The sequence below is a fragment of the Citrobacter sp. MGH103 genome (assembly GCF_001034475.2).
Classification (GTDB): Bacteria; Pseudomonadota; Gammaproteobacteria; order Enterobacterales; family Enterobacteriaceae; genus Citrobacter; species Citrobacter freundii.
In genome coordinates this window covers 889,823-914,525 of record NZ_CP073043.1, presented here as the reverse complement: position 1 = coordinate 914,525, position 24,703 = coordinate 889,823, and the positions used below count along the sequence as shown (strand labels likewise).

The 24,703-nt window shown below is 51.7% G+C and carries 24 protein-coding genes, 1 tRNA gene and 1 pseudogene; 6 read left to right on the top strand and 20 right to left on the bottom strand.

Going from position 1 to position 24,703, the window contains the following annotated elements; translation table 11 throughout:
- Positions 1-38 precede the first annotated feature (38 nt).
- Positions 39-644: an ankyrin repeat domain-containing protein gene (locus SK33_RS04440; protein ID WP_048218546.1), complete on the bottom strand. Its 606-nt coding sequence runs from the start codon at positions 642-644 to the stop codon at positions 39-41.
- 390 nt (positions 645-1,034) lie between these two features.
- Between SK33_RS04440 and SK33_RS04435 the strand changes: the two genes are divergently transcribed.
- Positions 1,035-1,964, top strand: coding sequence for a LysR substrate-binding domain-containing protein (locus SK33_RS04435; protein WP_048218547.1), 930 nt, complete (start codon positions 1,035-1,037; stop codon positions 1,962-1,964).
- A 42-nt stretch (positions 1,965-2,006) separates the two neighbouring features.
- On the opposite strand, the gene SK33_RS04430 is transcribed toward SK33_RS04435, so the two are convergent.
- From SK33_RS04430 to pgaA, 6 genes are all read right to left on the bottom strand, one after another.
- Complete coding sequence (locus SK33_RS04430; protein WP_003033869.1) at positions 2,007-2,279, bottom strand: GNAT family N-acetyltransferase; 273 nt, start codon at positions 2,277-2,279, stop codon at positions 2,007-2,009.
- Positions 2,280-2,290: 11 nt separating this feature from the next.
- Positions 2,291-2,521: a 4Fe-4S mono-cluster protein YjdI gene (gene yjdI, locus SK33_RS04425; RefSeq protein ID WP_003033864.1), complete on the bottom strand. Its 231-nt coding sequence runs from the start codon at positions 2,519-2,521 to the stop codon at positions 2,291-2,293.
- 82 nt (positions 2,522-2,603) lie between these two features.
- Positions 2,604-3,110 carry a poly-beta-1,6-N-acetyl-D-glucosamine biosynthesis protein PgaD gene (pgaD, locus tag SK33_RS04420; RefSeq protein WP_003033860.1) on the bottom strand — a complete coding sequence of 169 codons (507 nt, stop codon included), beginning with the start codon at positions 3,108-3,110 and terminating at the stop codon, positions 2,604-2,606.
- Positions 3,107-4,441 carry a poly-beta-1,6-N-acetyl-D-glucosamine synthase gene (gene pgaC, locus SK33_RS04415; protein ID WP_003033859.1) on the bottom strand — a complete coding sequence of 445 codons (1,335 nt, stop codon included), beginning with the start codon at positions 4,439-4,441 and terminating at the stop codon, positions 3,107-3,109. Before pgaC ends, pgaD begins: the two co-directional genes overlap by 4 nt.
- The gene (pgaB, locus tag SK33_RS04410) at positions 4,438-6,459 is read right to left on the bottom strand and encodes a poly-beta-1,6-N-acetyl-D-glucosamine N-deacetylase PgaB (protein ID WP_003846429.1); all 2,022 of its coding nucleotides are present in this window, start codon (positions 6,457-6,459) and stop codon (positions 4,438-4,440) included. Before pgaB ends, pgaC begins: the two co-directional genes overlap by 4 nt.
- Before the next feature lie 9 nt (positions 6,460-6,468).
- Positions 6,469-8,931 (bottom strand): poly-beta-1,6 N-acetyl-D-glucosamine export porin PgaA, encoded by a 2,463-nt coding sequence (gene pgaA, locus SK33_RS04405; RefSeq protein WP_048218548.1) that lies wholly within the window; start codon positions 8,929-8,931, stop codon positions 6,469-6,471.
- Positions 8,932-9,747: 816 nt separating this feature from the next.
- On the opposite strand from pgaA, the gene SK33_RS04400 reads away from it, so the two are divergent.
- Positions 9,748-10,242, top strand: coding sequence for a GNAT family N-acetyltransferase (locus SK33_RS04400; protein ID WP_048218549.1), 495 nt, complete (start codon positions 9,748-9,750; stop codon positions 10,240-10,242).
- Between the two features lies 1 nt (position 10,243).
- Here the strand turns inward: SK33_RS04400 and SK33_RS04395 are convergent.
- The 4 genes and pseudogenes from SK33_RS04395 to actS all read right to left on the bottom strand — a co-directional run bounded on the left by SK33_RS04395 (position 10,244) and on the right by actS (position 13,147).
- Positions 10,244-11,391, bottom strand: a protein-coding gene (locus SK33_RS04395) for an IS3 family transposase (protein WP_113772681.1) whose coding sequence is annotated in 2 segments (ribosomal slippage) — positions 10,244-11,154 and positions 11,154-11,391 — 1,149 coding nt in all. Because the reading frame shifts where the segments join, the coding sequence is not laid out codon by codon here.
- 62 nt (positions 11,392-11,453) lie between these two features.
- A pseudogene (locus SK33_RS04390) lies at positions 11,454-12,101 on the bottom strand (integrase); the annotation flags it as partial.
- 134 nt (positions 12,102-12,235) lie between these two features.
- Positions 12,236-12,309: transfer RNA gene (locus SK33_RS04385), tRNA-Gly, on the bottom strand.
- 79 nt (positions 12,310-12,388) lie between these two features.
- On the bottom strand, positions 12,389-13,147 hold the full coding sequence (gene actS, locus SK33_RS04380; protein ID WP_048218921.1) for an amidase activator ActS: 759 nt from the start codon (positions 13,145-13,147) through the stop codon (positions 12,389-12,391).
- Between the two features lie 166 nt (positions 13,148-13,313).
- Here actS and idi point away from each other — a divergent pair, with 166 nt between their 5' ends.
- Positions 13,314-13,868, top strand: a complete 555-nt coding sequence (gene idi / locus SK33_RS04375; RefSeq protein ID WP_048218550.1) for an isopentenyl-diphosphate Delta-isomerase — start codon at positions 13,314-13,316, stop codon at positions 13,866-13,868.
- A 77-nt stretch (positions 13,869-13,945) separates the two neighbouring features.
- On the opposite strand, the gene lysS is transcribed toward idi, so the two are convergent.
- From lysS to xerD, 5 genes are all read right to left on the bottom strand, one after another.
- Positions 13,946-15,463: a lysine--tRNA ligase gene (gene lysS, locus SK33_RS04370; RefSeq protein WP_003026911.1), complete on the bottom strand. Its 1,518-nt coding sequence runs from the start codon at positions 15,461-15,463 to the stop codon at positions 13,946-13,948.
- Between the two features lie 9 nt (positions 15,464-15,472).
- Positions 15,473-16,571 (bottom strand): peptide chain release factor 2 gene (prfB, locus tag SK33_RS04365; RefSeq protein WP_096878465.1). Its coding sequence is split into 2 segments (ribosomal slippage): positions 15,473-16,495 and positions 16,497-16,571, totalling 1,098 coding nucleotides; the frame shifts between segments, so codons are not numbered across the junction.
- A gap of 91 nt (positions 16,572-16,662) precedes the next feature.
- A complete protein-coding gene (recJ, locus tag SK33_RS04360; protein ID WP_016150943.1) occupies positions 16,663-18,396 on the bottom strand; it encodes a single-stranded-DNA-specific exonuclease RecJ in 1,734 nt (577 codons plus the stop codon).
- A gap of 5 nt (positions 18,397-18,401) precedes the next feature.
- Complete coding sequence (dsbC, locus tag SK33_RS04355; protein ID WP_003026923.1) at positions 18,402-19,115, bottom strand: bifunctional protein-disulfide isomerase/oxidoreductase DsbC; 714 nt, start codon at positions 19,113-19,115, stop codon at positions 18,402-18,404.
- 23 nt (positions 19,116-19,138) lie between these two features.
- A complete protein-coding gene (xerD, locus tag SK33_RS04350; protein WP_003026928.1) occupies positions 19,139-20,035 on the bottom strand; it encodes a site-specific tyrosine recombinase XerD in 897 nt (298 codons plus the stop codon).
- A 113-nt stretch (positions 20,036-20,148) separates the two neighbouring features.
- On the opposite strand from xerD, the gene fldB reads away from it, so the two are divergent.
- Positions 20,149-20,670: a flavodoxin FldB gene (fldB, locus tag SK33_RS04345; protein ID WP_003026933.1), complete on the top strand. Its 522-nt coding sequence runs from the start codon at positions 20,149-20,151 to the stop codon at positions 20,668-20,670.
- Positions 20,671-20,714: 44 nt separating this feature from the next.
- On the opposite strand, the gene SK33_RS04340 is transcribed toward fldB, so the two are convergent.
- Complete coding sequence (locus SK33_RS04340; RefSeq protein ID WP_003026936.1) at positions 20,715-21,122, bottom strand: protein YgfX; 408 nt, start codon at positions 21,120-21,122, stop codon at positions 20,715-20,717.
- Positions 21,103-21,369 carry an FAD assembly factor SdhE gene (gene sdhE / locus SK33_RS04335; RefSeq protein WP_003026938.1) on the bottom strand — a complete coding sequence of 89 codons (267 nt, stop codon included), beginning with the start codon at positions 21,367-21,369 and terminating at the stop codon, positions 21,103-21,105. The genes SK33_RS04340 and sdhE overlap by 20 nt, the downstream gene beginning before the upstream one ends.
- A 256-nt stretch (positions 21,370-21,625) precedes the next feature.
- Between sdhE and ygfZ the strand changes: the two genes are divergently transcribed.
- Complete coding sequence (ygfZ, locus tag SK33_RS04330; RefSeq protein ID WP_003026944.1) at positions 21,626-22,606, top strand: tRNA-modifying protein YgfZ; 981 nt, start codon at positions 21,626-21,628, stop codon at positions 22,604-22,606.
- A gap of 93 nt (positions 22,607-22,699) precedes the next feature.
- Here the strand turns inward: ygfZ and trhA are convergent, their stop codons facing one another.
- Both trhA and yqfB read right to left on the bottom strand, forming a co-directional pair.
- Positions 22,700-23,359 carry a PAQR family membrane homeostasis protein TrhA gene (gene trhA / locus SK33_RS04325; RefSeq protein WP_003026947.1) on the bottom strand — a complete coding sequence of 220 codons (660 nt, stop codon included), beginning with the start codon at positions 23,357-23,359 and terminating at the stop codon, positions 22,700-22,702.
- 162 nt (positions 23,360-23,521) lie between these two features.
- Entirely contained in the window at positions 23,522-23,833 is a 312-nt protein-coding gene (yqfB, locus tag SK33_RS04320; protein ID WP_003026949.1) for a N(4)-acetylcytidine aminohydrolase, read from the bottom strand.
- Positions 23,834-23,885: 52 nt separating this feature from the next.
- On the opposite strand from yqfB, the gene SK33_RS04315 reads away from it, so the two are divergent.
- Positions 23,886-24,614: a MurR/RpiR family transcriptional regulator gene (locus SK33_RS04315; RefSeq protein WP_003838265.1), complete on the top strand. Its 729-nt coding sequence runs from the start codon at positions 23,886-23,888 to the stop codon at positions 24,612-24,614.
- The last annotated feature ends 89 nt before the right edge of the window (positions 24,615-24,703 follow it).

Below are 24,703 nucleotides of genomic sequence, written 5' to 3'. Positions count from 1 at the left end.
CATCGCCGTGATGGCGTAGCGATAATGGCGCTCCTGTGTCAGGCTCCGGCCGCAATCAGCAGCTCGGCAATTTCGTGGTACCCTTTCTCTCGCGCCAGTTCCAGCGGGGTTTTACCGTATTTATCCGTCATGTGCGGATTTGCGCCATGGTCGAGCAGCAGCTTAACGATCTCCTGCTGCTTCGCGCCACCGTCATTAAGTACGATGGCTTCCAGGAGCGGCGTCCAGCCAACAAAATTAGTATGGTTGACATTGATATCGGTACGCAGCAGCAGCTCACGCACGATCTCGACATGGCCTTTTTCGCTGGCTGGCGTAATACCGACTCCGCCAAAACGGCTCAGACAATTAAGGTCTGGGTTAGCCGGTAATACCGTACGCAACAGCGTTAAATCATTCGTCAGGCAGCTAATCAGGAAGGGGTTAAAACAAGTTTGATCTTGTTTATTAATATCGGCACCCTCAGCAATCAATAAAGAAACACAGTCATAATGTTTATTCAGGCTGGCAATAATAATGGCAGTACGCCCCTGGCGGTTAGTGGCATTAATATCCAAATTTTTTGCCAGACAGGATTTTAATCCATCGGCATTGCCCTGTTCTGCCGCCAGCAGAAATTCAGTAATGAGTTCTTTCTCTGACATAATCGCTCTCCTGCAGTTTTTTAGACTTTTTAAATATCCGATAACCTGAGAATAGCAACAGAGTGCAGAGAATAACATCCGCTTAAATTTCATTCATCGTTAGCGCATCGATTATTGAATCAATTTTAACAATGAGAACAAAACGTGCTGTAGTGCAATCTTTCCCTTATGGCTGGGGCCCTTTTAGCCACTAATCAGTAGTCCGGTGAATCAGGCGGTATGCTGCACGGATAGCGGCCTGCAATTAAAATACAGAAGTGTGATTGCCTTCAAATCAAATGTAAAACTAGTGTTAAATTTTGTTCAAAACTGATTGCTCTGTATAAGGATTACAAATACATTCAACAATCATCGTGTTGCGGATGCGCATTGTCGCCGGAGGGGAGAAAGATGAATTCAATATTTACCGAGGAAAACCTACTGGCGTTTACGATGGCTGCCCGCTACAGCAGCTTTAGCAAGGCGGCTGAAGAGCTTGGCTTAACCACATCGGCAATTAGTTACACCATTAAGCGCATGGAAATGGGTCTCGACGTGGTGCTGTTTACCCGCAGTACTCGCAGCATTGAACTGACCGAGTCCGGGCGCTACCTGTTTCGCAAGGCGACCGACCTGCTCAACGATTTCCACGCCATCAAGCGCAGCATTGATACCATCGCTCAGGGCATTGAAGCCCGGGTACGCATCTGCATTAACCAGCTGTTGTATACCCCTCAACATACAGCGCGGCTGCTGCAGGTACTCAAGAAACAGTTTCCAACCTGCCAGATAACCGTCACCACCGAGGTGTATAACGGCGTCTGGGATTCGATCATCAACAACCTGGCTAATATCGCCATTGGCGCACCCGATACGTTACTGGACGGCGGCGGAATTGATTACACCGAGATCGGCGCGATCCGTTGGTCGTTTGCGATTGCCCCGGATCATCCCCTCGCCTTTATGCCGGAACCCATTTCTGAGAGCCAGTTACGCCTGTACCCGAACATCATGGTGGAAGACACCGCACACACCATCAACAAGAAGGTCGGCTGGCTGTTACACGGACAGGAGTCGATTCTGGTTCCCGATTTTAATACCAAGTGCCAGTGCCAGCTCCTGGGTGAAGGCATCGGTTTTCTGCCGGACTACATGGTGCGCGAGGCGATGGAAAAGTCGTTGCTGGTGACGCGGCAGATCCACAACCCGCGTCAGGATTCACGAATGCTGTTGGCCACCCAGCATTCGGCAACCGGTCGTGTAACTCAGTGGATTAAAAAAGAGTTTGGGCCACAAGGGATACTGACGGGGATTTATCAGGATCTGCTGCATCGGGAGTGATGAACCGGATGGCTGTTATACCTTCCGGTACACATAAGATGATCAGGCGCGGATATCGTCGTACTCGCGGGTTTTATCAAATTCATGTTTGGCAAACGGGCACAGCGGAATAACTTTGCGGTTTTCAGCGCGCATCTTCTCTACCACTTTCGCCACCAGCTGTTTGCCGACGCCCTGACCTTTCAGGCTGGGGTCGACATCGGTATGTTCAATGATGCTCAGATGCTCGCCCGTCGGCACAAATACTATCTCGGCAACCTGGTTGCCCTCAGCATCATTGACATAAAACTTGTTGTGGCCTGCAAGAATTTCCATGGTCCCCTCACTCATTTCTGGCGATATTTCAGCGCACCGCTCGGACAGGTATCGATGACCTTGATGACCGTCTCGACATCCACTTCATCCGGAATGATCCACGGTTTACGTTTCAGGTTAAACAGTTTCGCGCTTCCCCGCACGCAATTGCCCGAATGCTGACATATCGCCGTGTTGAAATAGACGTCAATCTTCTCGCCGGTATAGGCCCGGTAACCTGCATCCAGTAGTTCCTTATCCACGACATTGCCTCACATTTTTTTATTGTCTGGGTCTAATCATAGACCTATGCGAGGCTGAAGGAAGCTGCTGAAAGCAGAAATATCACTCGGGCCTGTTCTGCAACGACGGCTGCTGCTCTGGTGGCAAATACTCCAGCATCGCAGGCGTTGGCGGCGGGAGGCGGTTATCGGCAATATCCCTGTCCACATCGATATGACTGATTTCGCCATTCTCATGATGGTGGACCGTCAGCACCCTCGCCTTGTTCAGTTCCGTAACCAGCTCCCGGGTAATACGCAAACTTTCTGCCAGCTCATGGTCTTCCAGCCCGGGTCTGCGACTGCGTCGTTCCACCCGAAAACGAAACTGGTTGTACTTCGCCCAGCCAATTAGCACCAGGCCGTTGACCAGGGCGACAAGGATATAAAACGTGACCGTATCCAGCGTGGTGAAAAAGGGTCGCACCCCCATATACGGTGAATGCGCCAGGGCCGTGATCAACCCTTTATAGATCAGGTATAAGAAACCAACCCAGGCGATGAGCGTCAACAACACATCGATAATGCGAGGCAGCAGACGCCGCTCCGTAAAGATCAGTGGCTGATTCACGATTCGATCCTCCCAATTCCACGGTCAGGACTCACCCAACGCGCTCTGCCGCGTTTGCGTTTGAGCATCACTTTCGGGAACGCGACCAGCGTGGTGAACAGGCTTAGCATCCAGTACACCACCGGGAACCAGATAATCCAGAACAACGAGGCGCCAATGCCTTTTTCATAACGTCGTTCAATCATCAGGCTCACCGCAAACTGCAGCAAGCACACCACGCCGAGGATAAGTCCGGTAAAGGCTGGCGGGAACAGATGCTGCACATACAGCGAGTCCGGCATCGGGATCATCAGCCCTAACAGGAACAGCACGATACTGATCGCATAGGCAAACGACCAGGCGGTAGAAAAACAAAACTCAAGAAACAGCGGCCACATGCGACGGAACTCCCACGACCACAGACGACGCATGTTAACGATAAACACCTCTGCACCACCCTGCGCCCAGCGCAAACGCTGCTTCCACAGCCCTTTTAACGTTTCAGGCATCAGGATCCAACACAGTGCGCGCGGCTCAAAGAATACCGACCAGTGGCGCAATTGCAGCTTCCAACTGATATCGATATCTTCAGTGATCATGTCCGGGCTCCAGTAACCGACCTCGGCCAGCGCGCGACGACGAAACGCCGCAACTACGCCTGAAACGGTAAAGATCTGCCCATAGACTCGTTGAGTACGCTTAATTAAGCCGATAATGGAAGAGAACTCACCGACCTGCACACGGCCGATTAACGTAGAGCGGGTTCGAATACGCGGGTTCCCCGTCACCGCACCAACGCGCGGGAACTGGATCAGCGGAGCCACAATATAGGCAACGGCATCACGATCCAGTAACGCATCGCCATCAATGCACACCAGGTAATCGCTGCGCGCCGCGGCCGCACCGGTCTTGAGCGCCAGCGCTTTGCCCTGGTTTTCAGCCAGATGAATCACCCGCAGGCTGGGGTATTCCACTGCCAGTTGTTCCAGCACGTCGTGAGTGTCATCCGTTGAACCATCGTTGATGGCAATCACTTCGATATTCTTATATCGCTGTGCCAGTGCGGCCTCAATGGTTTCACGCGCGTTGATCCCTTCGTTAAAACAGGGGATCAGAATGGAAACCAGTGGATTCCCCGGCAGGGTCGGTGGTGGCGTGTCATCTCCCCATTTCCAGTGACGTTCACGGTAAAACCAGAAATAGACTCCGCCGCTTATCCACAAAGCAGACATGAACAAAGGCCAGAAGAAGACGAAGTTCAACATCACTTCACCTGTAAAGATGACAGCCACGCCAAACGGCAGGCTGAACATCAGGCAAAGTATCAGGAAAGCAATAATGCGATCGGTCATTTTTGCGGATACCAGTATGAGGAGAACGTCGAGCGAATCTCTGACATCTCAGGTTTGTCGCTGATGAAATCATCCGGGTAATAGCCGTAGTTACCTGCACCGCTTAATTTCAGCTGGCGCATCCATTCGGCTATTTGTTTTCCGCTGATTTCAGCCTGATCCCCGGATTTACGCCAGTCTCGTGCCTGCAGTTCAAACACGGTTTTATCCAGCGCCCCAGGGTTTTGTGCAACGGCATTCACCAGTCGGTCAAGCCATGCGTTGGCATCATTGGCCGGGATCTGTTCCATGAATGGCATCGCCATCGGCGCCGTCCAGTCATAGGTATTGAGGAAATCATTCAGGTTTTGTGCAAACCAGGCTTCACTTTCAGGCTCCAGTACCGGCATGGCGTAAATATTGCGCGCAGTTTGCACCTGTGGACCGCGAATATTACGCACAGACTGGGTCAGCTGTTTGGTGAAGTCGATCAGCATCTTACTTTTCAGGCGCGTCCAGCGCTCGAACGCCTGAGGATTATTACGTATTTGCTCGATACTGCCCGGAAGCCCTGCGGCACGGTAGGCGGCTAACGCCTCCGGTGACGCATCTTCAAAGTCCGTCAGGAAAGCATCGTCATGAAACAAAATACCTTTGAAACTGGCGTGCTTCGCCAGGTCTTCGTAGATTTCAGTGATGCGCTGACGCGCTTCGCTGCTCCAGGGTGAAAGGCGGACATAATTCTCGTGATTGATAGCAGTACGTCCCGTTTTCGGATCCCATGCGGTTACGCGTGGAATAGACGCGTCGAGATCGAAAGCCAGAACCGGCATCCAGGCATATACCGTCACCCCTGCCCGCGTTTGTAATTGCCAGGAGATATAGTTAAAGAGATCGGCACGCATCGGCAGCCAGCGGTTGGGGAAATAGACCTCACGAATATTCCCGTCACCTTTAGGGTCGGCATACGCCTGCAGGAAGACATGAGAAATACGCATGTCATAAACGCGCTGGATCAGCTTATCGATATTTCGCTTCTGCTGAGCAGGGTCCTTGTCATACACGTAATCCAGATCGACATGCATCACGCGCATCGTCTGTGGCTCACGGACCTGAGCGACCTGACTGGCAAAGCGCTTAAGGGATGGGTTATCAGAGATCAGCACGCGCGGAATATCATCGAGAAACGCGGCATTCGCCAACCCTTCATTAAGCGTAAAGGCCATCTTATAGCCATGCTCTTTGGCCAGGTTTAACGTCGTGCCGTTGGCTGCGCCGTACGGCCATACCCACGCGCGCGGCGATTTCCCGGTCACCGATTTGATCTTGTTAGTGATCAGAGAAATATCCGTGTTTATACGTCGCGTGTACTGTTCGTCCGTTTCGTAAGTGCCGGTTTTCTTATCATACAGGCGGTTCGCTACAGCTGGCTCTTTACTCCCCTGCGGATTGGCCTCAGCGCCAAAGTGCGAGTTCCAGGTGTGCGCACCGACTTCCACCAACGGCGATTTCCCCATTTCTTCGACCATTTTCCAGGTGGCGAATTTATCTCGCGCTGTCATTAAACCGCCAAAATCGACTTTTTTGTTGGCTGGCGCATCAACCCAACTGCCTACTGGCGCCCAGAGCGCAGGCCAGTTGTAGGCTTTCAGCAATGGCCAGACGCGGGTATAAAAACTGCTATACCCGTCATCAAAGGTGAGTAATACCGCTTTTTCCGGCAGTACAATTTTACCGTCATGGGCATCCAGAATTTGCTGCACGCTGATCGGCTGATAGCCATTATCACGCAGCCAGGCCATTTGGTCGCTCAACGCGCTGGTACGCACAGAGAGGTAACGCTGGTCGGCAGCACCATCTTCAACATCGTGATAGCCCAGTACCAGGAAACTATTTTTCGGCCACTGATGATCCGCCGTCAGCGGTGTTCTCTCCCCAGGAGGAACATAGCGAGGCGTTGTATTGTGCGCGCTGCTGCACGCGGTAATCATCAACCAGCCAGCGATTAATGCGCTAAGCCACAGGCATCTTTTCAGCATGAACAATCCTTAAAACCTGACATTTAAATCGAAAGCGAGGGAGATATTCCGCTCACGTTTACCGTCATAGGGGCGTTTATCCCAAATCAGCATCACCCCGCCATCTACGACGTTGTTCCATTTAAGCCGTTGTCCGTATCCTACCTGGACGATAGCGCCTGCATCTTCACCTTGCTGCCAGTAGCCACCTACGCCTGCCAGACCTTGCTGCGTCCAGACGGTATCATAGTGGCGGTAAAGAACCTGCTCAGCGCTCAGGCCAGGGACAACCGAAAAATCACTCTTTGGGTTGTAATACGGCACATTCTCTTTGGTGTTGGTGCTCCCGCCAATGCCCGGCGTAAAGTCCAGCGTGAAGCGAGGCGTGGTCCAGATGCGCTCTTTTCCGCTGAGTCCGTATTCGATGCGATCGTTACCGTCTGAGAAATGTGATGCAGCAAACGACAGTTGATATTCACGTCGTTCGTTTTGATACCAGCGAACGAACATATCGCCGCCGTTGGCATACACACCGCTACGCAGCGCGCGCAATGGCGTATTACGCGACAAGCGCTCGGCCGAACCGCCTACGCGCCAGTTGTCATTGAAGTCATGCCAGCCGGATAGACGCCCCCCAATCTTCTGACCATCGCCATAATTTCGGCCAGACACTTCCATTTCCGCCCAGTAATCACGGGAAGTCCATTCTGCACCCGCCGCCAGATCGCGGCTGATGCCCTTCCCTTCCTCAAATTCACCGGTAGCGAAGTTGAATCCAGTAAACAGTCGCCAGTTGTCATTAATCGGCGGACTGTAAATAGCCGTGTTGATGTTGAAGTCATTCTTACCGCTGACCGGGCTATCGGACGAGATCCCCTGCGTGCCGCTAATGCGCACTTCCGACATTTTGTGGACATCACGAATACGCGCGAGGCGCAGCGTCGCTTCATCATCCGGGCTACGGGCAATAACGTCATCCGTCAGTTCATCGGCCTGCTTCCATTCCTGGAGATCCAGCGCAACGTAAGCCTGCTGACGCTCCAGGTCCAGGTTGCTTGGCTCAATCACTTCCGCCAGCTTAAGCTCTTTCTCCGCCGCATGCGGCAATCCACGCGCTTCAAGCACAGAGGCATAGGAAATGCGCAGTCCCTGGTTACCGGAGCCTGTTCGTGCCAGATGCTCTGCGAGCTTTTCTGCCTGTGGCAGTTCATTGGCAGCGATATGATATTGCGTCAGCAGCGACTGTCCGAGCAGCCAGTTATCGTTAGGCTGCGGCGTTGGCGAGCCATAGATACGCCGCAGATACGGACTCTCTTTGATCAAATCATCGACTTGTTTTTTGGCAGCATCGAAGTTTTCATTATCAATGTGTGCATAGAACAGATCTTGTTGATCCTCTGGACTGAGCGGCGTCACCGGGATAGGCCCATTTGGGTAGTAGATGCTCGCCAACATCGCTTCGGTTTTTTCCGGCTGACGCTCGCTTAACCATGCTGATGCCACCCAACGTTTTGCGTAGTTTGGTACTTCGCCGCTTGCGGAAAGGGACTCATATTCCTCGATCACTTCGGCAGTACGCTTACGCACCAACAGGGCACCCATACGGTCTATTCTCGCCCGGCGGACATCATTCTGCGCAGACGGCTCATCTTTCCAGGCCGCCAACAACTGGTCATAACGGGCCAGCGCTTTATCTGCTACGATAAAACGTTCTTCTTCATTACGTGCGGACGTATAAGAGGATCGGACCATTTCAGCCGCCGCATCAAGCTCAAGGCGACGCTTCACAGGATCTGCCGTGGGTACGACTTCCGCCATATTTAAGGCTGGTCCGGAAACACGGTTCGCTGACAGCGCAGACAACAGCGTGGATTTTGCATTTTTGTTGCCAGGATCGACGTCATCCGCCTGGCTGGCAACCAACAGTGCATCCCAATTTTTCCCCTGAGAATGATATACATAGGCAAGCAATGCGTCGGAATCTGCGCCCGGATGTGCCTGAGCCCATTTATTCGCTTCGGTAAGGGCTTGCTGATTGTAGCGCGCATCTGCCAGCGTCATTATCCAGCCGGTGCGTACATCCACGTTATCAGGTTCTTGCTGTAAAACACTTTCCCACACCGCCAATGAATCATTCCAGTTTTTCTGGTTACGATACGCACGCGCTGCGGCGACTTTTCCCCGTGCAGGTACATCCATCTGCCCACGATACCGCTGCCAGATTTCAATTGTTGTTTTATCGTTGTTCTCAACCCAACTGGAAACTTGCAGCCAGTCGGCAACCTGATTTGGCGTTAGCGCACTTTTCTTTCCCTGATCCTCAAGGTAGCGCAATAGCGGCGCACTATTCCCCCCCCGCGCTTCAATAACCAAAGCATCATAATCTGATACCGCAGCAGAGATTTGCATAGGGAAAAGAATGCTGGCCGTAAATAAACAGCTTACAGACTTAAAACGTTTAATGAAGTTGGCATGTCGACGCATACTGAACATATCTGCCCTTATATCTTACATCAGAGTAAAAATAAGCGTTTTCAATAAGTTAAGGTCAATCCCTGACGATTGCCGACCATGTAAGATGCACTGCCGCTTATTTCGTAATAGGGTTATAAAGCAATTAATTCTTTCGTCTTATTGACTACCCGCACCGCGTCCCCTAATCGTTGAGCAGGAGGCATAAACTCGGGAATTTTATCACTCCATGTAGTTCGTGGCTACGGAATAAGAAAAGTCTTAGTCAAAAAAGTATTTTAGACTAAATAATCCTAATACTCTTGGGATTGAATTCTGGATTTAATCAAAGTTTGCCCGGTGACATCATGTGACGATGCTTACTATTGCTGGTTAGCATAGCTACACCGCGCAACTGTTTGCATGGTAACTATTTTGAGAGATGAATAGAGAAAAGTCTGATAATAGGCTCTCTGCTAACAACAAAATATAACTTAATTTTTAGGGCTCAAACAGGGCCAATGAAATGAAAATAATGGTACAGGCGCAAGAAGAATTAGATACAGAAACAACACATTGAAATCAAATAACTTTCTTCATCATTTTTCGAAACCTACCATAATTGGTATTTGGATACACGCTCGAAGACGTGCACAAATAATTGTGTATTACTCTACGCGTTAATGTATTTACCAACCTTGCGTATTATTGACAACATCAACCACAATCAATTATTTCCCCTTACAATATGAAAGCCTATTAGCATTGCAAGCAACTGATCGAAGCATAATTTTTTGCACTTACCTTCCCCTCAGTCTTTCAGGTAATCTGGGCAAAGACGCCAATGGGAGCCGGTCAATGAAAATCGTTAACGCAGAAGAAAAGCACATCCCCGCCATACGCGATATCTATGCACATCATGTTCTTCACGGTACCGGTAGCTTTGAAACCGAGCCGCCGGATGCTCACCAGATGTTTGCTCGTCTGGAAAAAATCCGCAGCCTCGGGCTGCCGTGGGTCGTCGCGCTACAGGAAGATAAGGTCATCGGGTATTGCTACCTCACCCGCTATCGCGAGCGTTATGCCTACCGCTATACCCTTGAGGATTCGATTTATATTGCTCCAACGGCTCAGCGTCAGGGTGTAGGAAAAGCTTTACTGCGTCATGTGATCGGCTGGGCTGAAGCACAGGGCTATCGGCAACTGATTGCCATCGTCGGCGACAGCAATAATCAGGGATCGTTAAAAGTCCATCAGCAGGCCGGATTTACGGAAATCGGCACACTGAAAAACATTGGCTTCAAACATGGACTATGGCTCGACACGGTATTGCTACTGAATCGCCACAGATAATCTAGACACTTCCGAGCCGTTGATAATACTGGTTTTCATATTCTGTCGGTGACATCTGATCGCTAGAACCATGCCGACGCTTACTGTTATAAAACATTTCGATGTAATCAAAAATATCACTGCGGGCTTCTTCCCGCGTTCCGTAGATCTTTTTCTTTATCCGTTCGCGTTTCAACAACTGGAAAAAGCTTTCTGCAACCGCATTATCATGGCAGTTACCGCGACGGCTCATGCTGCCCTCCAGGCCGTGTGATTTCAGGAAAGACTGCCACTCATGGCTTGTGTACTGACTGCCCTGATCCGAATGAACCAGCACCTGTTTTTGGGGATTACGCCGCCATACAGCCATCAGCAGTGCGTTCAGGACAATGTCCTTTGTCATCCGGGATTGCATGGACCAGCCGATAATTTTGCGTGAGAACAGATCAACAACCACAGCAAGATACAGCCAGCCTTCGTGGGTCCTGATGTAGGTTATGTCTGTTACCCAACGCTCATCAGGAGCATCCGGATTGAACTGTCGCTGGAGCCTGTTGGGCGACACGATACTGGCCTCGCCTTTACGTGCCCGCGGGCTCCGGTATCCGACCTGAGCCTTTATCCCGACACGTTTCATCAGTCGCCAGACTCTGTTCACTCCGCACTGTTGCCCGCTGTCCCGCAGATCCAGATGGATTTTGCGATAACCATAGACGCATCCCGATTCCAGCCAGAACTGTTTAATCTGTCCTGTCAGTCTCAGGTCTGCCTGATGGCGTTGAGAATGCGGCTGCTGAAGCCAGGCGTAAAAACCACTGGGATGAACATCCAGCACCCGACAGAGCAGGCGAACAGGCCAGCAACAGGTGTTGTCACGGATAAAGGCGTACCTCAGTCGGACAGCTTTGCGAAGTACGCCGCGGCTTTTTTTAATATGTCCCGTTCGTCGGTAACCCGCTTCAGCTCTTTCTGGAGACGACGGATCTCGGCCTGAGCATCTGACTGTTCTTTATTAGTGGAAGAATCCGGACCGTACTTCTTTATCCAGGCGTAAAGGCTGTGGGTGGTGATATCGAGACGTGTTGCCACGCTGGCAACAGAATAACCGCGATCAACAACCTGTTTGACTGCTTCAGTTTTAAACTCTTCGGGATAACGCTTACCGCTCATGGGCACCTCTCTTTAAGCCATCTTAAATGACTCTGAGGTGTCTGTTAAACCCGTGGCGATTCAGAGTGTGACGCTCGGTTCTCGCTTAGGGTCGCAGGCTTCCAGTTCTGGGCGTTCTCCTGCTCGTACTGCTCAATGAGAGACGCGAGGGTCAGGGCTTTAGGCTCAGGGACTTCAGGCTCCGATGATACAGATAGGGGAACGGACGGTCTTAGACTGCTGGTCGCAGGCTCAAGGTAAGACAAAAGGCCGGAACTATCGCCTTTGAGTCTATCCTGACAGGCTTTAAGTACACCGATAACGTCATTAATATAGCGGTGCTGGTCTACAGTCAGACGCTCAGTCGCTACAGCTTCCCGAAGGTTGGACTTAATGTCGTCGTACTGGTCAACGTAAAGCTGGTAGGACTCCGGGTCGTTCAGGTCATCACGGCTGACACTAAGTTCCCACTCGACAATGGTCTTCAGGTGCTCCCGTAGCTCCTCATAAGAAGCGTTAGGGTTGTCTGCGTGGATTGCTTTAAGTGCTGACTTGATGTGTCGAGAGTGAGCCATAGCGGTTCGTCTGTCCTTAGTCCGTAGTGATACTGACGCTAGTTTATAACGGTTATGAGAAGGAAGCGAAGCGGTCAGGCGACCAGTGGTCTTCATCCTAAGACGGATGTAAAAGACACCGTTACGCTGATAAAGGTAGGTTCTTGAGTTGAGCATGTACTGAGACCTTAGGTCTGCTCACTACTTCAACAAAGTTAGTCACAGTGTTGGTTACAGTGAGTAAAACTATCGGAAGGCTTTAAGCCATATCCCTTAGGATTCAGTAAGTTGAGATACTTTAAGAAGTGTCATGGAGCGGGCGAAGGGAATCGAACCCTCGTATAGAGCTTGGGAAGCTCTCGTTCTACCATTGAACTACGCCCGCATTGAAGTGCGTAAGGGATTATAAACCTTACGCTCTTCTTGGCAAGGGACTAACCGACTGACTGGCGATTAATTCACCGTCAGCATTTTGGCTTACTCCCCTGCGGCGGTAAATAACGCAGCGGATCGATAGCCGTTGCCCGGTAGCGGATTTGGAAATGCAGGCGCACCGTCGTCGCATCCGAGCTGCCCATCGTCGCTATCTTCTGCCCTGCCTTCACGTTTTGACCGTTGTTCACCAGCATGGTGTCATTATGCGCATACGCAGTGATGTAGTCCTCACTGTGCTTAATCATGATGAGATTACCGTAGCCCCGCAGCTGATTACCGACATAAACCACCTTCCCTGCTCCGGCCGCATAAATAGGCGTACCGCGCGCAGCCGAGATATCAATGCCCTTATTGCCGCCGTCCGCCGTAGAATAAGGCAGGACCACCTTACCGCTGGCAGGCCACTGCCAGCAACGTTGCCCTACTGGTGGCCAGGACGACTGCGGCACAGAAGAAGATGGTCTGACCGCCGCCGTTTTGGTTGAGGATTTCTTGGTTGTTTTGCCAGATCCAGAACTGGTTTTCGCGCCGCCGCTGACCTTCAGCTTTTGCCCAACTTCAATGGTATAGGGCGGTGAAATATTATTCAGGCGAGCGATCTCTTTCACGCTGGTACCGGTGGCGCGCGAAATACGGTATAGCGTATCTCCCCGCTTCACGGTATACACGGAGCCGGAATAACTTCCTGTATCAGACGACTTGCTCCCGGAACAGCCCGCTAACAGCAGACCGACACACAGCAGCATCACGATACCCAGGCCATTTTTCTTCAGGCGTCCTGCACTCAAAACAATACCTCGCAACATTTTCAGACGCTTTATCATAGCAGCCAGAAACCGGATGCCAAATCATATCGCGCAACGAACCGGCAGCTCTGGCATTTCACACCCTCTGTTAATCACTCTGACTTAATTAAGCATATAATGTGAGTGCTTAAGATTGATGGTGGACGCTATGCGACAGGAACATGTCATTTTATTGAATGAGCAGGACCAACCCTGCGGAACGCTGGAAAAGTATGCGGCGCATACCGCCACAACCCCCCTGCACTCCGCTTTCTCGTGCTGGATATTTAACGAGCAGGGCCAACTGCTGGTCACCCGCCGCTCGCTGCACAAAAAAGCCTGGCCAGGTGTCTGGACCAACTCTGTCTGCGGTCACCCGCAGTTGGGTGAAACCAACGAAGTCGCTATTGTCCGCCGGGCTCGCTTCGAACTGGGTGCAGATATCAACTTGCTCACCCCCGTATACGCTGATTTTCGTTATCGCGCCACGGACCCGAGTGGAATAGTTGAAAACGAAGTATGTCCGGTTTATGCCGCACATATCGTCAGTGAGCTACAGCTAAACCCAGATGAAGTGATGGATTGCCAGTGGAGCAATCTTGAGGATGTCTTAAGCGGGATTGACGCGACGCCGTGGGCTTTCAGCCCGTGGATGGTAATGCAGGTTGCAAACAAAGAAGCGCGTGCGCTGTTGCAGAATTACTGCCAACAAATTATTGCCTGATGGCGCTACGTTTATCTGGCCTACATTACGAATCGTAGGCCGGATAAGGCGTCAGCCGCCATCCGGCATTTCACATCTTACTTAACTGGGCGCATCGCCGGGAACAGGATCACGTCACGGATGGTGTGGCTGTTGGTGAACAGCATAACCATACGGTCGATACCAATGCCCAGACCCGCAGTCGGCGGCAGACCGTGTTCCAGAGCGGTAACGTAGTCTTCGTCGTAGAACATCGCTTCGTCATCACCCGCATCTTTGGCGTTAACCTGATCCTGGAAACGCTGCGCCTGATCTTCGGCATCGTTCAGCTCGCTGAAGCCGTTACCGATCTCACGTCCGCCGATGAAGAATTCGAAGCGATCGGTGATTTCCGGGTTTTCGTCATTACGACGCGCCAGCGGAGAAACTTCTGCCGGATACTCGGTAATGAAGGTTGGTTGAATCAGGTGCGCTTCTGCAACTTCTTCAAAGATCTCGGTCACAATACGGCCCAGACCCCAGCTCTTCTCAACTTTGATGCCGATAGATTCAGCAATCGCTTTTGCAGAGTCGAAGTTATCCAGATCGGCCATGTTGGTTTCCGGACGGTATTTCTGAATCGCTTCGCGCATGGTCAGTTTTTCAAACGGCTTACCGAAGTCGAAGACTTCTTCACCGTAAGGCACTTCAGTCGTTCCCAGAACGTTCTGCGCCAACGTACGGAACAGAGATTCAGTCAGTTCGATGAGATCTTTGTAGTCCGCATAAGCCATGTAGAGTTCCATCATGGTGAACTCTGGGTTATGGCGAACAGAGATGCCTTCGTTACGGAAGTTACGGTTAATTTCGAATACGCGTTCGAAGCCGCCAACCACCAGACGCTTGAGGTAAAGTTCCGGCGCGATACGCAGGTACATGTCCAGATCCAGCGCGTTATGATGGGTGATAAACGGACGCGCTGCCGCACCGCCTGGGATCACCTGCATCATCGGGGTTTCGACTTCCATAAAGCCGCGAGCAACCATGAACTGACGGATGCCAGCCATAATCTGTGAACGCACTTTAAAGGTATTGCGGGATTCATCGTTAGAGATGAGATCCAGGTAACGTTGACGATAGCGTGCTTCCTGATCCTGCAGACCGTGGAATTTGTCCGGCAGCGGGCGCAGCGCTTTGGTCAGCAGACGCAGTTCGGTGCAGTGGATAGACAGCTCACCGGTCTTGGTCTTGAACAACTTACCTTTCGCGCCGAGGATATCGCCCAGATCCCATTTTTTGAACTGCTCGTTGTAGACGCCTTCCGGCAGGTCATCGCGAGCAACGTACAGCTGAATACGGCCGCCAACGTCCTGCAGCGTAACGAATGATGCTTTACCCATAATACGACGGGTCATCATACGGCCAGCAACGGATACCTCAATGTTCAGCGCTTCCAGCTCTTCGTTTTCTTTCGCGTCGAAGTCAGCATGCAGTTGGTCTGAGGTATGATCGCGACGGAAATCGTTCGGGAACGGGATCCCCTGCTCACGCAGGCTCGCCAGCTTCTCACGGCGCGTTTTCAGTTCATTGTTAAGGTCGGCTACCGCGTCAGCGCCCTGTACGTGTTGTTCAGACATGTTGGTTCCTCATAACCCTGCTTTCAAACTTGCTTCGATAAATTGATCCAGGCTGCCATCCAGCACCGCCTGCGTGTTACGGGTTTCAACCCCGGTACGCAGATCTTTGATGCGGGAGTCATCAAGGACATAAGAACGAATCTGGCTACCCCAGCCGATATCTGACTTGGTGTCTTCCATCGCCTGTTTCTCGGCATTCTTCTTCTGCATTTCCAGTTCATAAAGCTTCGCTTTCATCTGCTTCATGGCCTGGTCTTTGTTCTTGTGCTGGGAACGGTCGTTCTGACACTGCGTCACAATCCCGGTCGGGATGTGGGTAATACGCACCGCAGATTCCGTACGGTTAACGTGCTGACCGCCTGCACCGGAGGCACGGTAAACGTCGATACGCAGGTCCGCCGGGTTGATATCGATATCAATATCATCGTCAACTTCCGGATAAACAAACGCCGAACTGAACGACGTATGGCGACGTCCGCCGGAGTCGAACGGACTCTTACGTACCAGACGGTGTACGCCGGTTTCAGTACGCAGCCAACCGTAAGCATATTCACCAGCAATTCTGATGGTCACGGATTTAATACCCGCGACTTCACCTTCAGACTCTTCAATGATTTCAGTCTTAAAGCCGCGCGCTTCAGCCCAACGCAGATACATGCGCATCAGCATGCTTGCCCAGTCCTGCGCTTCCGTACCGCCAGAACCTGCCTGAATATCGAGATAGCAATCCGCGCTGTCATATTCACCGGAGAACATACGACGGAATTCCAGCTGGGCCAGCTTATCTTCCAGCGTATCGAGTTCTGCTACGGCTTCGTTAAAGGTTTCTTCGTCGTCGGCCTCTACAGCCAGTTCCAGCAGGCCGGAGACATCTTCCAGGCCCTGGCTCATCTGATCGAGCGTATCAACGATGGCCTCAAGGGAGGAACGCTCTTTGCCCAGCGCCTGAGCGCGTTCGGGTTCGTTCCACACGTCCGGCTGTTCCAGCTCGGCGTTTACTTCTTCCAGACGCTCTTTCTTGGCATCATAGTCAAAGATACCCCCTAAGAACGTCAGAGCGCTCCGTGAGGTCCTGAATGCGGTTATTTACCGGATTAATTTCAAACATTGTCTGATTTCTTTTATTGGACTAGTCAAAATGCGGTGATAAGAGCGGGATTGTAACTAATCCACGCCCTTTTTTATAGCGATTAGTGACGCTAAAGTGGCCAGATATTGTCGATTATAATCTGCAAGCTGCGGTTGCCGCGAAACTCGTTAATATCCAGTTTGTAGGCAAGCTGAACTTCGCGCACGCCGTTGTCCGGCCAGCAGGTGGTATCGACATTAAACGCAATACCGTCCAGCAGCGGACCACCGCCCACGGGCTCGACCATCACCTTCAGATGACGCTCACCGACCAGACGCTGCTGGAGCAAACGGAAATGCCCGTCAAACAGCGGTTCCGGGAACATTTGCCCCCACGGTCCGGCATCGCGCAGCATTTGTGCGATCTCCATGGTCATCTCCGCCGCGCTCAGTGGGCCATCCGACACCACTTCACCTTGCAGTAAGGCAGGATCCAGCCACTCGGTTACCAGCTCGCCAAAACGCTGCTGGAAACGCTCAAACTGCGCCTCTTCAAGCGATAAACCCGCCGCCATGGCGTGACCGCCAAACTTGAGGATCATGCCCGGATAAAGGGTGTCCAGGCGCTCCAGCGCATCGCGCATGTGCAGCCCCTGAATCGAACGCCCGGATCCTTTGAGAGTACCGTCACCTGCCGGGGCAAACGCTATTACTGGGCGATGGAATCGCTCTTTAATACGCGATGCCAGAATCCCCACAACGCCCTGATGCCACTCGGGATGATACATTGCCAGGCCGCCCGGTAGCGTATCGCTACTGCGTTCCAGCTTTTCACACAAGGTCAGTGCTTCGGCCTGCATACCCTGCTCGATCTCTTTGCGCGTCTGGTTGAGCGCATCCAGCTCATTGGCCAGCACACGCGCTTCGCCAATGTTGTCGCACAGCAACAGCGCCACACCAACGGACATATCGTCCAGACGGCCCGCCGCATTCAGCCGTGGCCCGAGGGCAAAACCTAAATCACTGGCTGCCAGCTTTAGGGGGTCGCGATTGGAAATCTCCAGCAGCGCTTTAATACCAGGGCGGCACTTTCCGGCACGAATGCGGCTTAAGCCTTGCCACGTCAGAATACGGTTATTGGCATCCAGCGGGACCACGTCCGCCACCGTGCCAAGTGCGACCAGATCGAGCAAATCCGCCAGGTTCGGCGGTGCAATGCCCCGTTCATCAAACCAGCCTTTGTCACGCAGGAAAGTACGCAGCGCCAGCATCAGATAGAAGGCTACACCAACGCCTGCCAGCGATTTCGACGGGAACTCACAGTCGGGCAGATTAGGATTGATGATTGCCTCTGCGCCCGGCAGCGTATCCCCTGGCAGGTGGTGATCGGTCACAACGACCGGGATCCCCAACGTTCTGGCATGTTCGACACCCGCGTGAGACGAGATGCCGTTGTCTACGGTGACAATCAGCTGAGCGCCCCGGGCATGGGCCTGATCAACGACTTCCGGGCTTAAACCATAACCGTCTTCAAAACGATTTGGCACCAGGTAGTCAACGTTACTGCAGCCCAACGCACGCATCGCCAGGATGCTTAGCGCCGTGCTGGTCGCACCATCAGCGTCAAAATCGCCGACAACGATGATTCGGGTTCCTTCGCGAAAGGCGTTGTAGAGGATCTCAACCGCTTTTTCGACGCCGTTCAAATGTTGCCACGGCAGCATGCCTTTCACGCTACGCTCAAGCTCCTGCGCGCTACGTACACCACGGCTGGCGTATAAACGGCGCAGCAGTGGCGGCAAGTCGGCAGGTAGCTCGGCGGTCTCGTCGGCCTCACGCCGACGAAGTTGTATCTGTTGTTTCACGCGAATTATTTACCGCTGGTTTGTTTTGCATGTGCGTCGAGGAATTCTTTCATCTCTTTCGGGCCCTGATAACCAGGTACGACATAGCCATTGCTCAGCACAATCGCCGGTGTACCGCTGACGCCAAACTGTACGCCCAGCGCATAGTGGTTAGCGATATCCACATCACAGGTCGCCGCTTTTACACCCTTGCCAGTCATCGCGTCGTCAAAGGCTTTGTTTTTGTCCTTAGCACACCAGATAGACTTCATGTCCTGCTCAGCCTGGCTGTCCAGCCCCTGACGTGGGAAGGCCAGATAACGTACGGTGATCCCCAACGCATTGTAATCTTTCATCTCTTCATGCAGCTTGTGGCAGTAACCACAAGTGATGTCGGTGAAAACAGTAATGACGTGTTTTTCCTGCGGCGCTTTGTAGATGATCATCTCTTTTTCCAGCGCGTTCAGATGCTTCATCAGCAGTTGGTTGGTGACGTTCACCGGACTTGCGCCGCTCACGTCATACATCGGTCCCTGAATAATATGTTTACCGTCTTCAGTTACGTACAGCACGCCGCTATTGGTCAGTACGGTTTTCATGCCCACAACCGGAGCAGGTTGAATCTCGGTGCTCTGCACACCCAGCTTTGCTAATGACTGGCGAATTGCAGCGTCGTCTGCATGTACCATGCCGGAAAACGCCGTCGCCAGCAGGGTGAACATCATAAAACGTTTTTTCATAGCCTATCCTATCCTGTCAGCACTCACGCTCGCGGGTGATGCTGTTGATGTAGTTGCCGCAAGCGCTCCGTTGCGACATGAGTATAAATTTGCGTCGTCGAGAGATCGCTATGCCCCAGTAGCATCTGCACCACGCGCAGATCTGCGCCATGGTTGAGCAGATGCGTGGCAAATGCGTGCCGCAGGACGTGCGGTGACAGCTTTTCGCTGTCGATTCCCGCCAACACAGCATAGTGTTTGATACGATGCCAGAAGGTCTGACGGGTCATCTGTTGCGCCCGCTGACTAGGAAACAGCACATCAATCGATACGCCGTTGAGCAACCATGGACGCCCATGCTCCAGGTATGTTTCCAGCCAGTACACTGCCTCCTCTCCCAACGGGACAAGGCGCTCTTTGTTACCTTTACCGATCACCCGTACCACGCCCTGACGCAGGCTGACGTCACTCATCGTCAGTCCTACCAGTTCAGACACGCGCAGACCCGTTGCATACAACACTTCCAACATGGCTTTGTCGCGTAGCTCCAGCGGTTGATCGATAAGCGGCGCCTGCAGCAGTCGTTCTACCTGCGCTTCGCTGAGATCTTTGGGCAGACGCTGCGGAAGTTTAGGTGATGCAAGCGAGGCGCTGGGGTCATCTTCGCGATATTTTTCGCGGTACAGATGCTGAAAAAAACGTCGCGTCGCACTGAGCAAACGTGCAGAACTGGTGGCTTTATACCCTCCATCCATCCGCTCAGCCAGCAAGGCTTGCAGATCATCACTTTGCGCGGTCGCAAGCGAAGCGCCGCGGTGATGTAACCATTCCACAAGCATGGTCAGATCGCGACGATACGCACTTAATGTGTTTTCCGCCAGATTTCGTTCCAGCCACAGGGCATCAAGAAACTGCTCGATGCGCGCCAGATCCTGTTCCACTCGCGCCCCTTATTCCACTCTCATTTTTGATGCATTATGCCTCATTGTGCCGGGATTGCGGCGATTCTGTTACACTACCCGCAACGCTACAGCAGAATTGAGATGTTTACGTCATGAACATGGGTCTTTTTTACGGTTCCAGCACCTGCTACACCGAAATGGCAGCAGAAAAAATCCGCGATATCCTGGGTCCCGAACTGGTGACACTGCACAACCTCAAAGACGATTCCCCGACCCTAATGGAGCAGTATGACGTGCTCATTTTGGGCATCCCAACCTGGGATTTCGGTGAAATTCAGGAGGACTGGGAAGCGGTCTGGGAGCAACTGGACGACCTCAACCTGGAAGGAAAGATTGTCGCGCTTTACGGTATGGGCGATCAGTTGGGATACGGTGAATGGTTCCTGGATGCGCTGGGTATGTTGCACGATAAACTGATCACCAAAGGTGTAAAGTTTGTCGGCTACTGGCCCACCGAAGGCTACGAATTCACCAGCGATAAACCCGTCATTGCCGATGGGCAGCTGTTTGTTGGTTTGGCGCTGGATGAAACGAACCAGTACGATCTCAGCGATGAACGCATTCAGGCCTGGTGCGAGCAAATTCTTGGCGAAATGGCCGAGCACTGGTCCTGAATTTCTGCCGACTGACGGCTAAGGTCGCAACCTTACCGTCAGTACTACTTCTGCTTCGCCTTTTGCAGCATCAACCGCCGTAAATCCCGCCACTCTGCATCATCCATACTGTCTGCCGCCAGCCACAAATGTTGACGTTTTCCGGCATCAGAGCGCAAACGCAGCATCATGCCTGTTTTAACCATCCAAGGGGCGCTAACGATAGACCACTCTTGCCCTTGCCAGCGCAGACGGCCATCCATCAACAGCCTAATCTCACCCTGACAGGCGTTGATTCGACGCTGACTGCGAACGCTATCGAATACCACCAGAGAGAGCAAAACCAGCCATAATGGGGTGTAGCTCAATGGCCAGGGCATCAATAAAATAAACACCGCGACCAGCCCATGAATTAGCAGTGAAAGCCACTGCGCGCGCCATGATACGCGTAAATCAGATTGCCACTGGACCACGTTCCCGATTCCGTGTCTGGATAAGTCGCACCATCTGCTCCAGCTCAGCATCAGCTGGTTTCCCATGATTCATCAACCAGTTAAATAAATCTGGATCATCACATTCTAGCAGACGGATAAAGATACGTTTTTCTTCGTCACTTAAGCTGTCATATTCATGTTCGAAAAACGGCATGATCGAGATGTCCAGCTCGCGCATACCGCGGCGGCATGCCCAATGAATACGTGCTTTGTTGTTAATATCCATGTTCTTCTCCCTGTCTCGCGAAAACGAAGTATCCCGCTATTGTAACGTGTTTTTCCCGCTCTTTTACGGGAATATCAGTAAACTGAAGCTCGCTCGCTAAATAAAACCTTATTAAGCCAAAGGATTCACCATTTTTTGATGTTTCCTCGCAAAGCGCAATATATGGCACAAATAGCCTGTTTAAACCGCTTGCAATGGGCCATAGCTCTTTTACCATTAGTCATTATCACTGCGTTAAGCAAATCAGGACATTATTATGGCTTTTACATCTTTTCCTCCTCGCCAGCCTTTCGCGTCAACGCGTTTGCCTCTGACGCTAATGACGCTCGATGACTGGGCGCTCGCCACCATCACCGGTGTCGACAGTGAGAAGTATATTCAGGGTCAGGTCACGGCGGATGTCAGCCAGATGACCGAGCATCAGCACCTGTTAGCTGCACATTGTGACGCCAAAGGTAAAATGTGGAGCAACCTGCGTCTGTTCCGACAGGGTGACGGTTTTGCATGGCTTGAGCGCCGTAGCCTGCGTGATGCGCAGCTCACTGAGCTGAAAAAATACGCGGTCTTCTCGAAGGTGGCGATTGCCCCGGATGACGAGCGTGTCCTGCTGGGCGTAGCGGGATTCCAGGCACGTGCAGCGCTGGCCAATCTCTTTAGCGAATTACCGAACAGTGATAAGCAGGTCATTACCGAAGGTGCCTCCACGGTATTGTGGTTCGAACACCCTGCTGAACGTTTTCTGCTGATCGTTGATGCCACCACAGCAGAAACCTTGGTTGAAAAGCTGCGTGGCGAAGCAGAGTTAAATAACAGCCAGCAGTGGCTGGCGCTGGATATCGAAGCGGGTATCCCCGTTATTGATACAGCCAACAGTGCACAGTTTATTCCACAGGCTACCAATCTGCAGGCTTTGGGCGGGATCAGCTTTAAAAAAGGCTGCTACACCGGTCAGGAAATGGTTGCTCGTGCAAAATTCCGCGGAGCCAATAAACGCGCCATGTGGACTTTGGCGGGTGCCGCCGGTCGAGTACCGGAAGCTGGCGAAGACCTTGAATTAAAAATGGGCGAGAACTGGCGTCGTACCGGTACCGTACTTGCCGCAGTAAAACTGGCCGATGGTCAGGTACTGGTGCAAGTTGTGATGAATAACGACATGGAGGCCGACAGCGTGTTCCGCGTTCGTGACGACGCAAAAACTCTGCAAATCGTACCGCTGCCGTATTCGCTGGAAGAGTAAATGAATAATGCCTGATTGCGATGCGTCTATCAGGCATGCTGGCTTTTGTTTTGTAGGCCGGATAAGGCGCTAGCCTCCATCCGGCGTCAGTGATTACGCCTGACCAACGTACAGATAGATCGCCAGGAAGTGGCAAACGCTGCCGCCCAGCACAAAGCCGTGCCAGATCGCATGGTTATAAGGAATACGCTTACAGACGTAGAAAATTACGCCCAGGGAATACACCACACCGCCAACAGCCAGCAACGTCACGCCTCCCGCTGCCAACTTAACCGCCAGTTGATACACCACAATCAGCGATAGCCAGCCCATTGTCAGGTAGGTTACCAGCGACAGAACCTTAAATCGGTGCGCAATGGTCAGTTTGAATAAAATACCGATCAGCGCCAGGCTCCAGATAACAATCATCAGTCCACGTGCCAGCGGCGAATCAAGCCCCACCAGCAGAAATGGCGTGTAGGTCCCGGCAATCAGCAGATAAATCGCACAGTGGTCAAATTTTTTCAGCCAGACTTTCGCTCTCTGATGGGGGATCGCGTGATACAAGGTTGAGGCGAGGAACAGCAGGATCATGCTGCCGCCGTACAGGCTATAGCTGGTAATGGCCATAGCGCTGGCGTTGGTATCTACTGCCTGGACCAGTAATAACACCAGTCCGACAATCCCAAACACCAGCCCGATACCGTGACTGATGCTATTGGCTATTTCCTCTGCCAACGAATATCCCTGCGCGATTAATGGCTTCTGAACCATAAGTTACTCCCCAGAAACGAACACTTTCGTTATTGCGCCTCTAGCGTAACTGAGAATGGTTCCAGTGAACACCTGTTAGCTAAAATAAATATCACATTAATATTAATCCTTTAAAATCATTGTGTTGTAAGTGATTTTTCAACTAACAGATGTTTCTTTAAATCAAAGGCATTTAAAATCAATCACATAAAATTGCGTCTGATTCGGGTAAATCTCGGCAATCACATGTTTAAGTTCTTCAAGCGTCATGTTTTCCTGCTGGGCATGTTTATCCGTTAGCGTATCCAGCGTGACGGTTGAGGTGCCAACAACCTCAATCGTGCAGAAGTAACCGTCATCTTCGAAGCGCCCAACCCGTAAAATGTCCCCGGCTTTGAAGTGTGATTCGGACTCGTCACGAATGGTGATGGTCTTGCGTCCGGCCAGAATGTCATCCTGGAAACGCTGAAAAAAAGTGATGTCATTTGGCTGCATGTTATTATTCCCTGTAGATGAAGTCTGATGAGTGAGTTTTGCCATTGTGAGTATGTTCTCCCACGCTGCCATCGCCAGTCTCAACAATCTTGAGATGCTGGTCTACAACTATGTCATCAAAAACCGTGACAAAGTCATGTACATGACCATTCGCGAGCTGGCCGATGCCGTGGGTGTTTCTACTACCACCGTACTGCGCTTTTGCCGCAAGCTTAAATGTGAAGGTTACTCAGAATTTCGCGTGCGCTTCAAATTATATTTAGAGCAGAATGAACCGCAACAGGCTAATTTCGGTGCCAGCGAAATTATCAGTTTCTTTAAAGGCGTCAATAACGACGAGTTCGATAAACTGCTCGATCAGGCTGTTGATATTATATTATCGTCCGAACGTATTATATTCGTCGGAGCAGGAACGTCTGGAGCGTTGGCAAAATATGGCGCACGTTTTTTCTCAAACGTCGGTAAATTCAGTAATCACATTGACGATCCTTATTTCCCGGTCACTAACGACATGGCCAGAAACGCGCTGGCGATCGTGCTTTCCGTATCTGGTGAAACAGAAGAGATCCTGCGCTTTGCCAGCCAGTTCAGTCTGCACAACTGTAAGGTTCTGTCGGTCACCAGCCATGAACACTCTCGCCTGGCGAAACTCGCCGACTTTAACCTCTCCTGGCATGTTCCACAAACACGTATTGCCGGGGTATACGATATAACCACGCAGATCCCCGTTATTTATATTCTGGAATCACTCGGTCGCAAGCTGGCGAAAAGAATAGCGTAAAAAAACAATCTGTTTTTTTGATGTAACAAATCACATTTACGCTATTTTGTTATATCGTGACATTTATCTTTCCTTTGTTAGACTCAAAA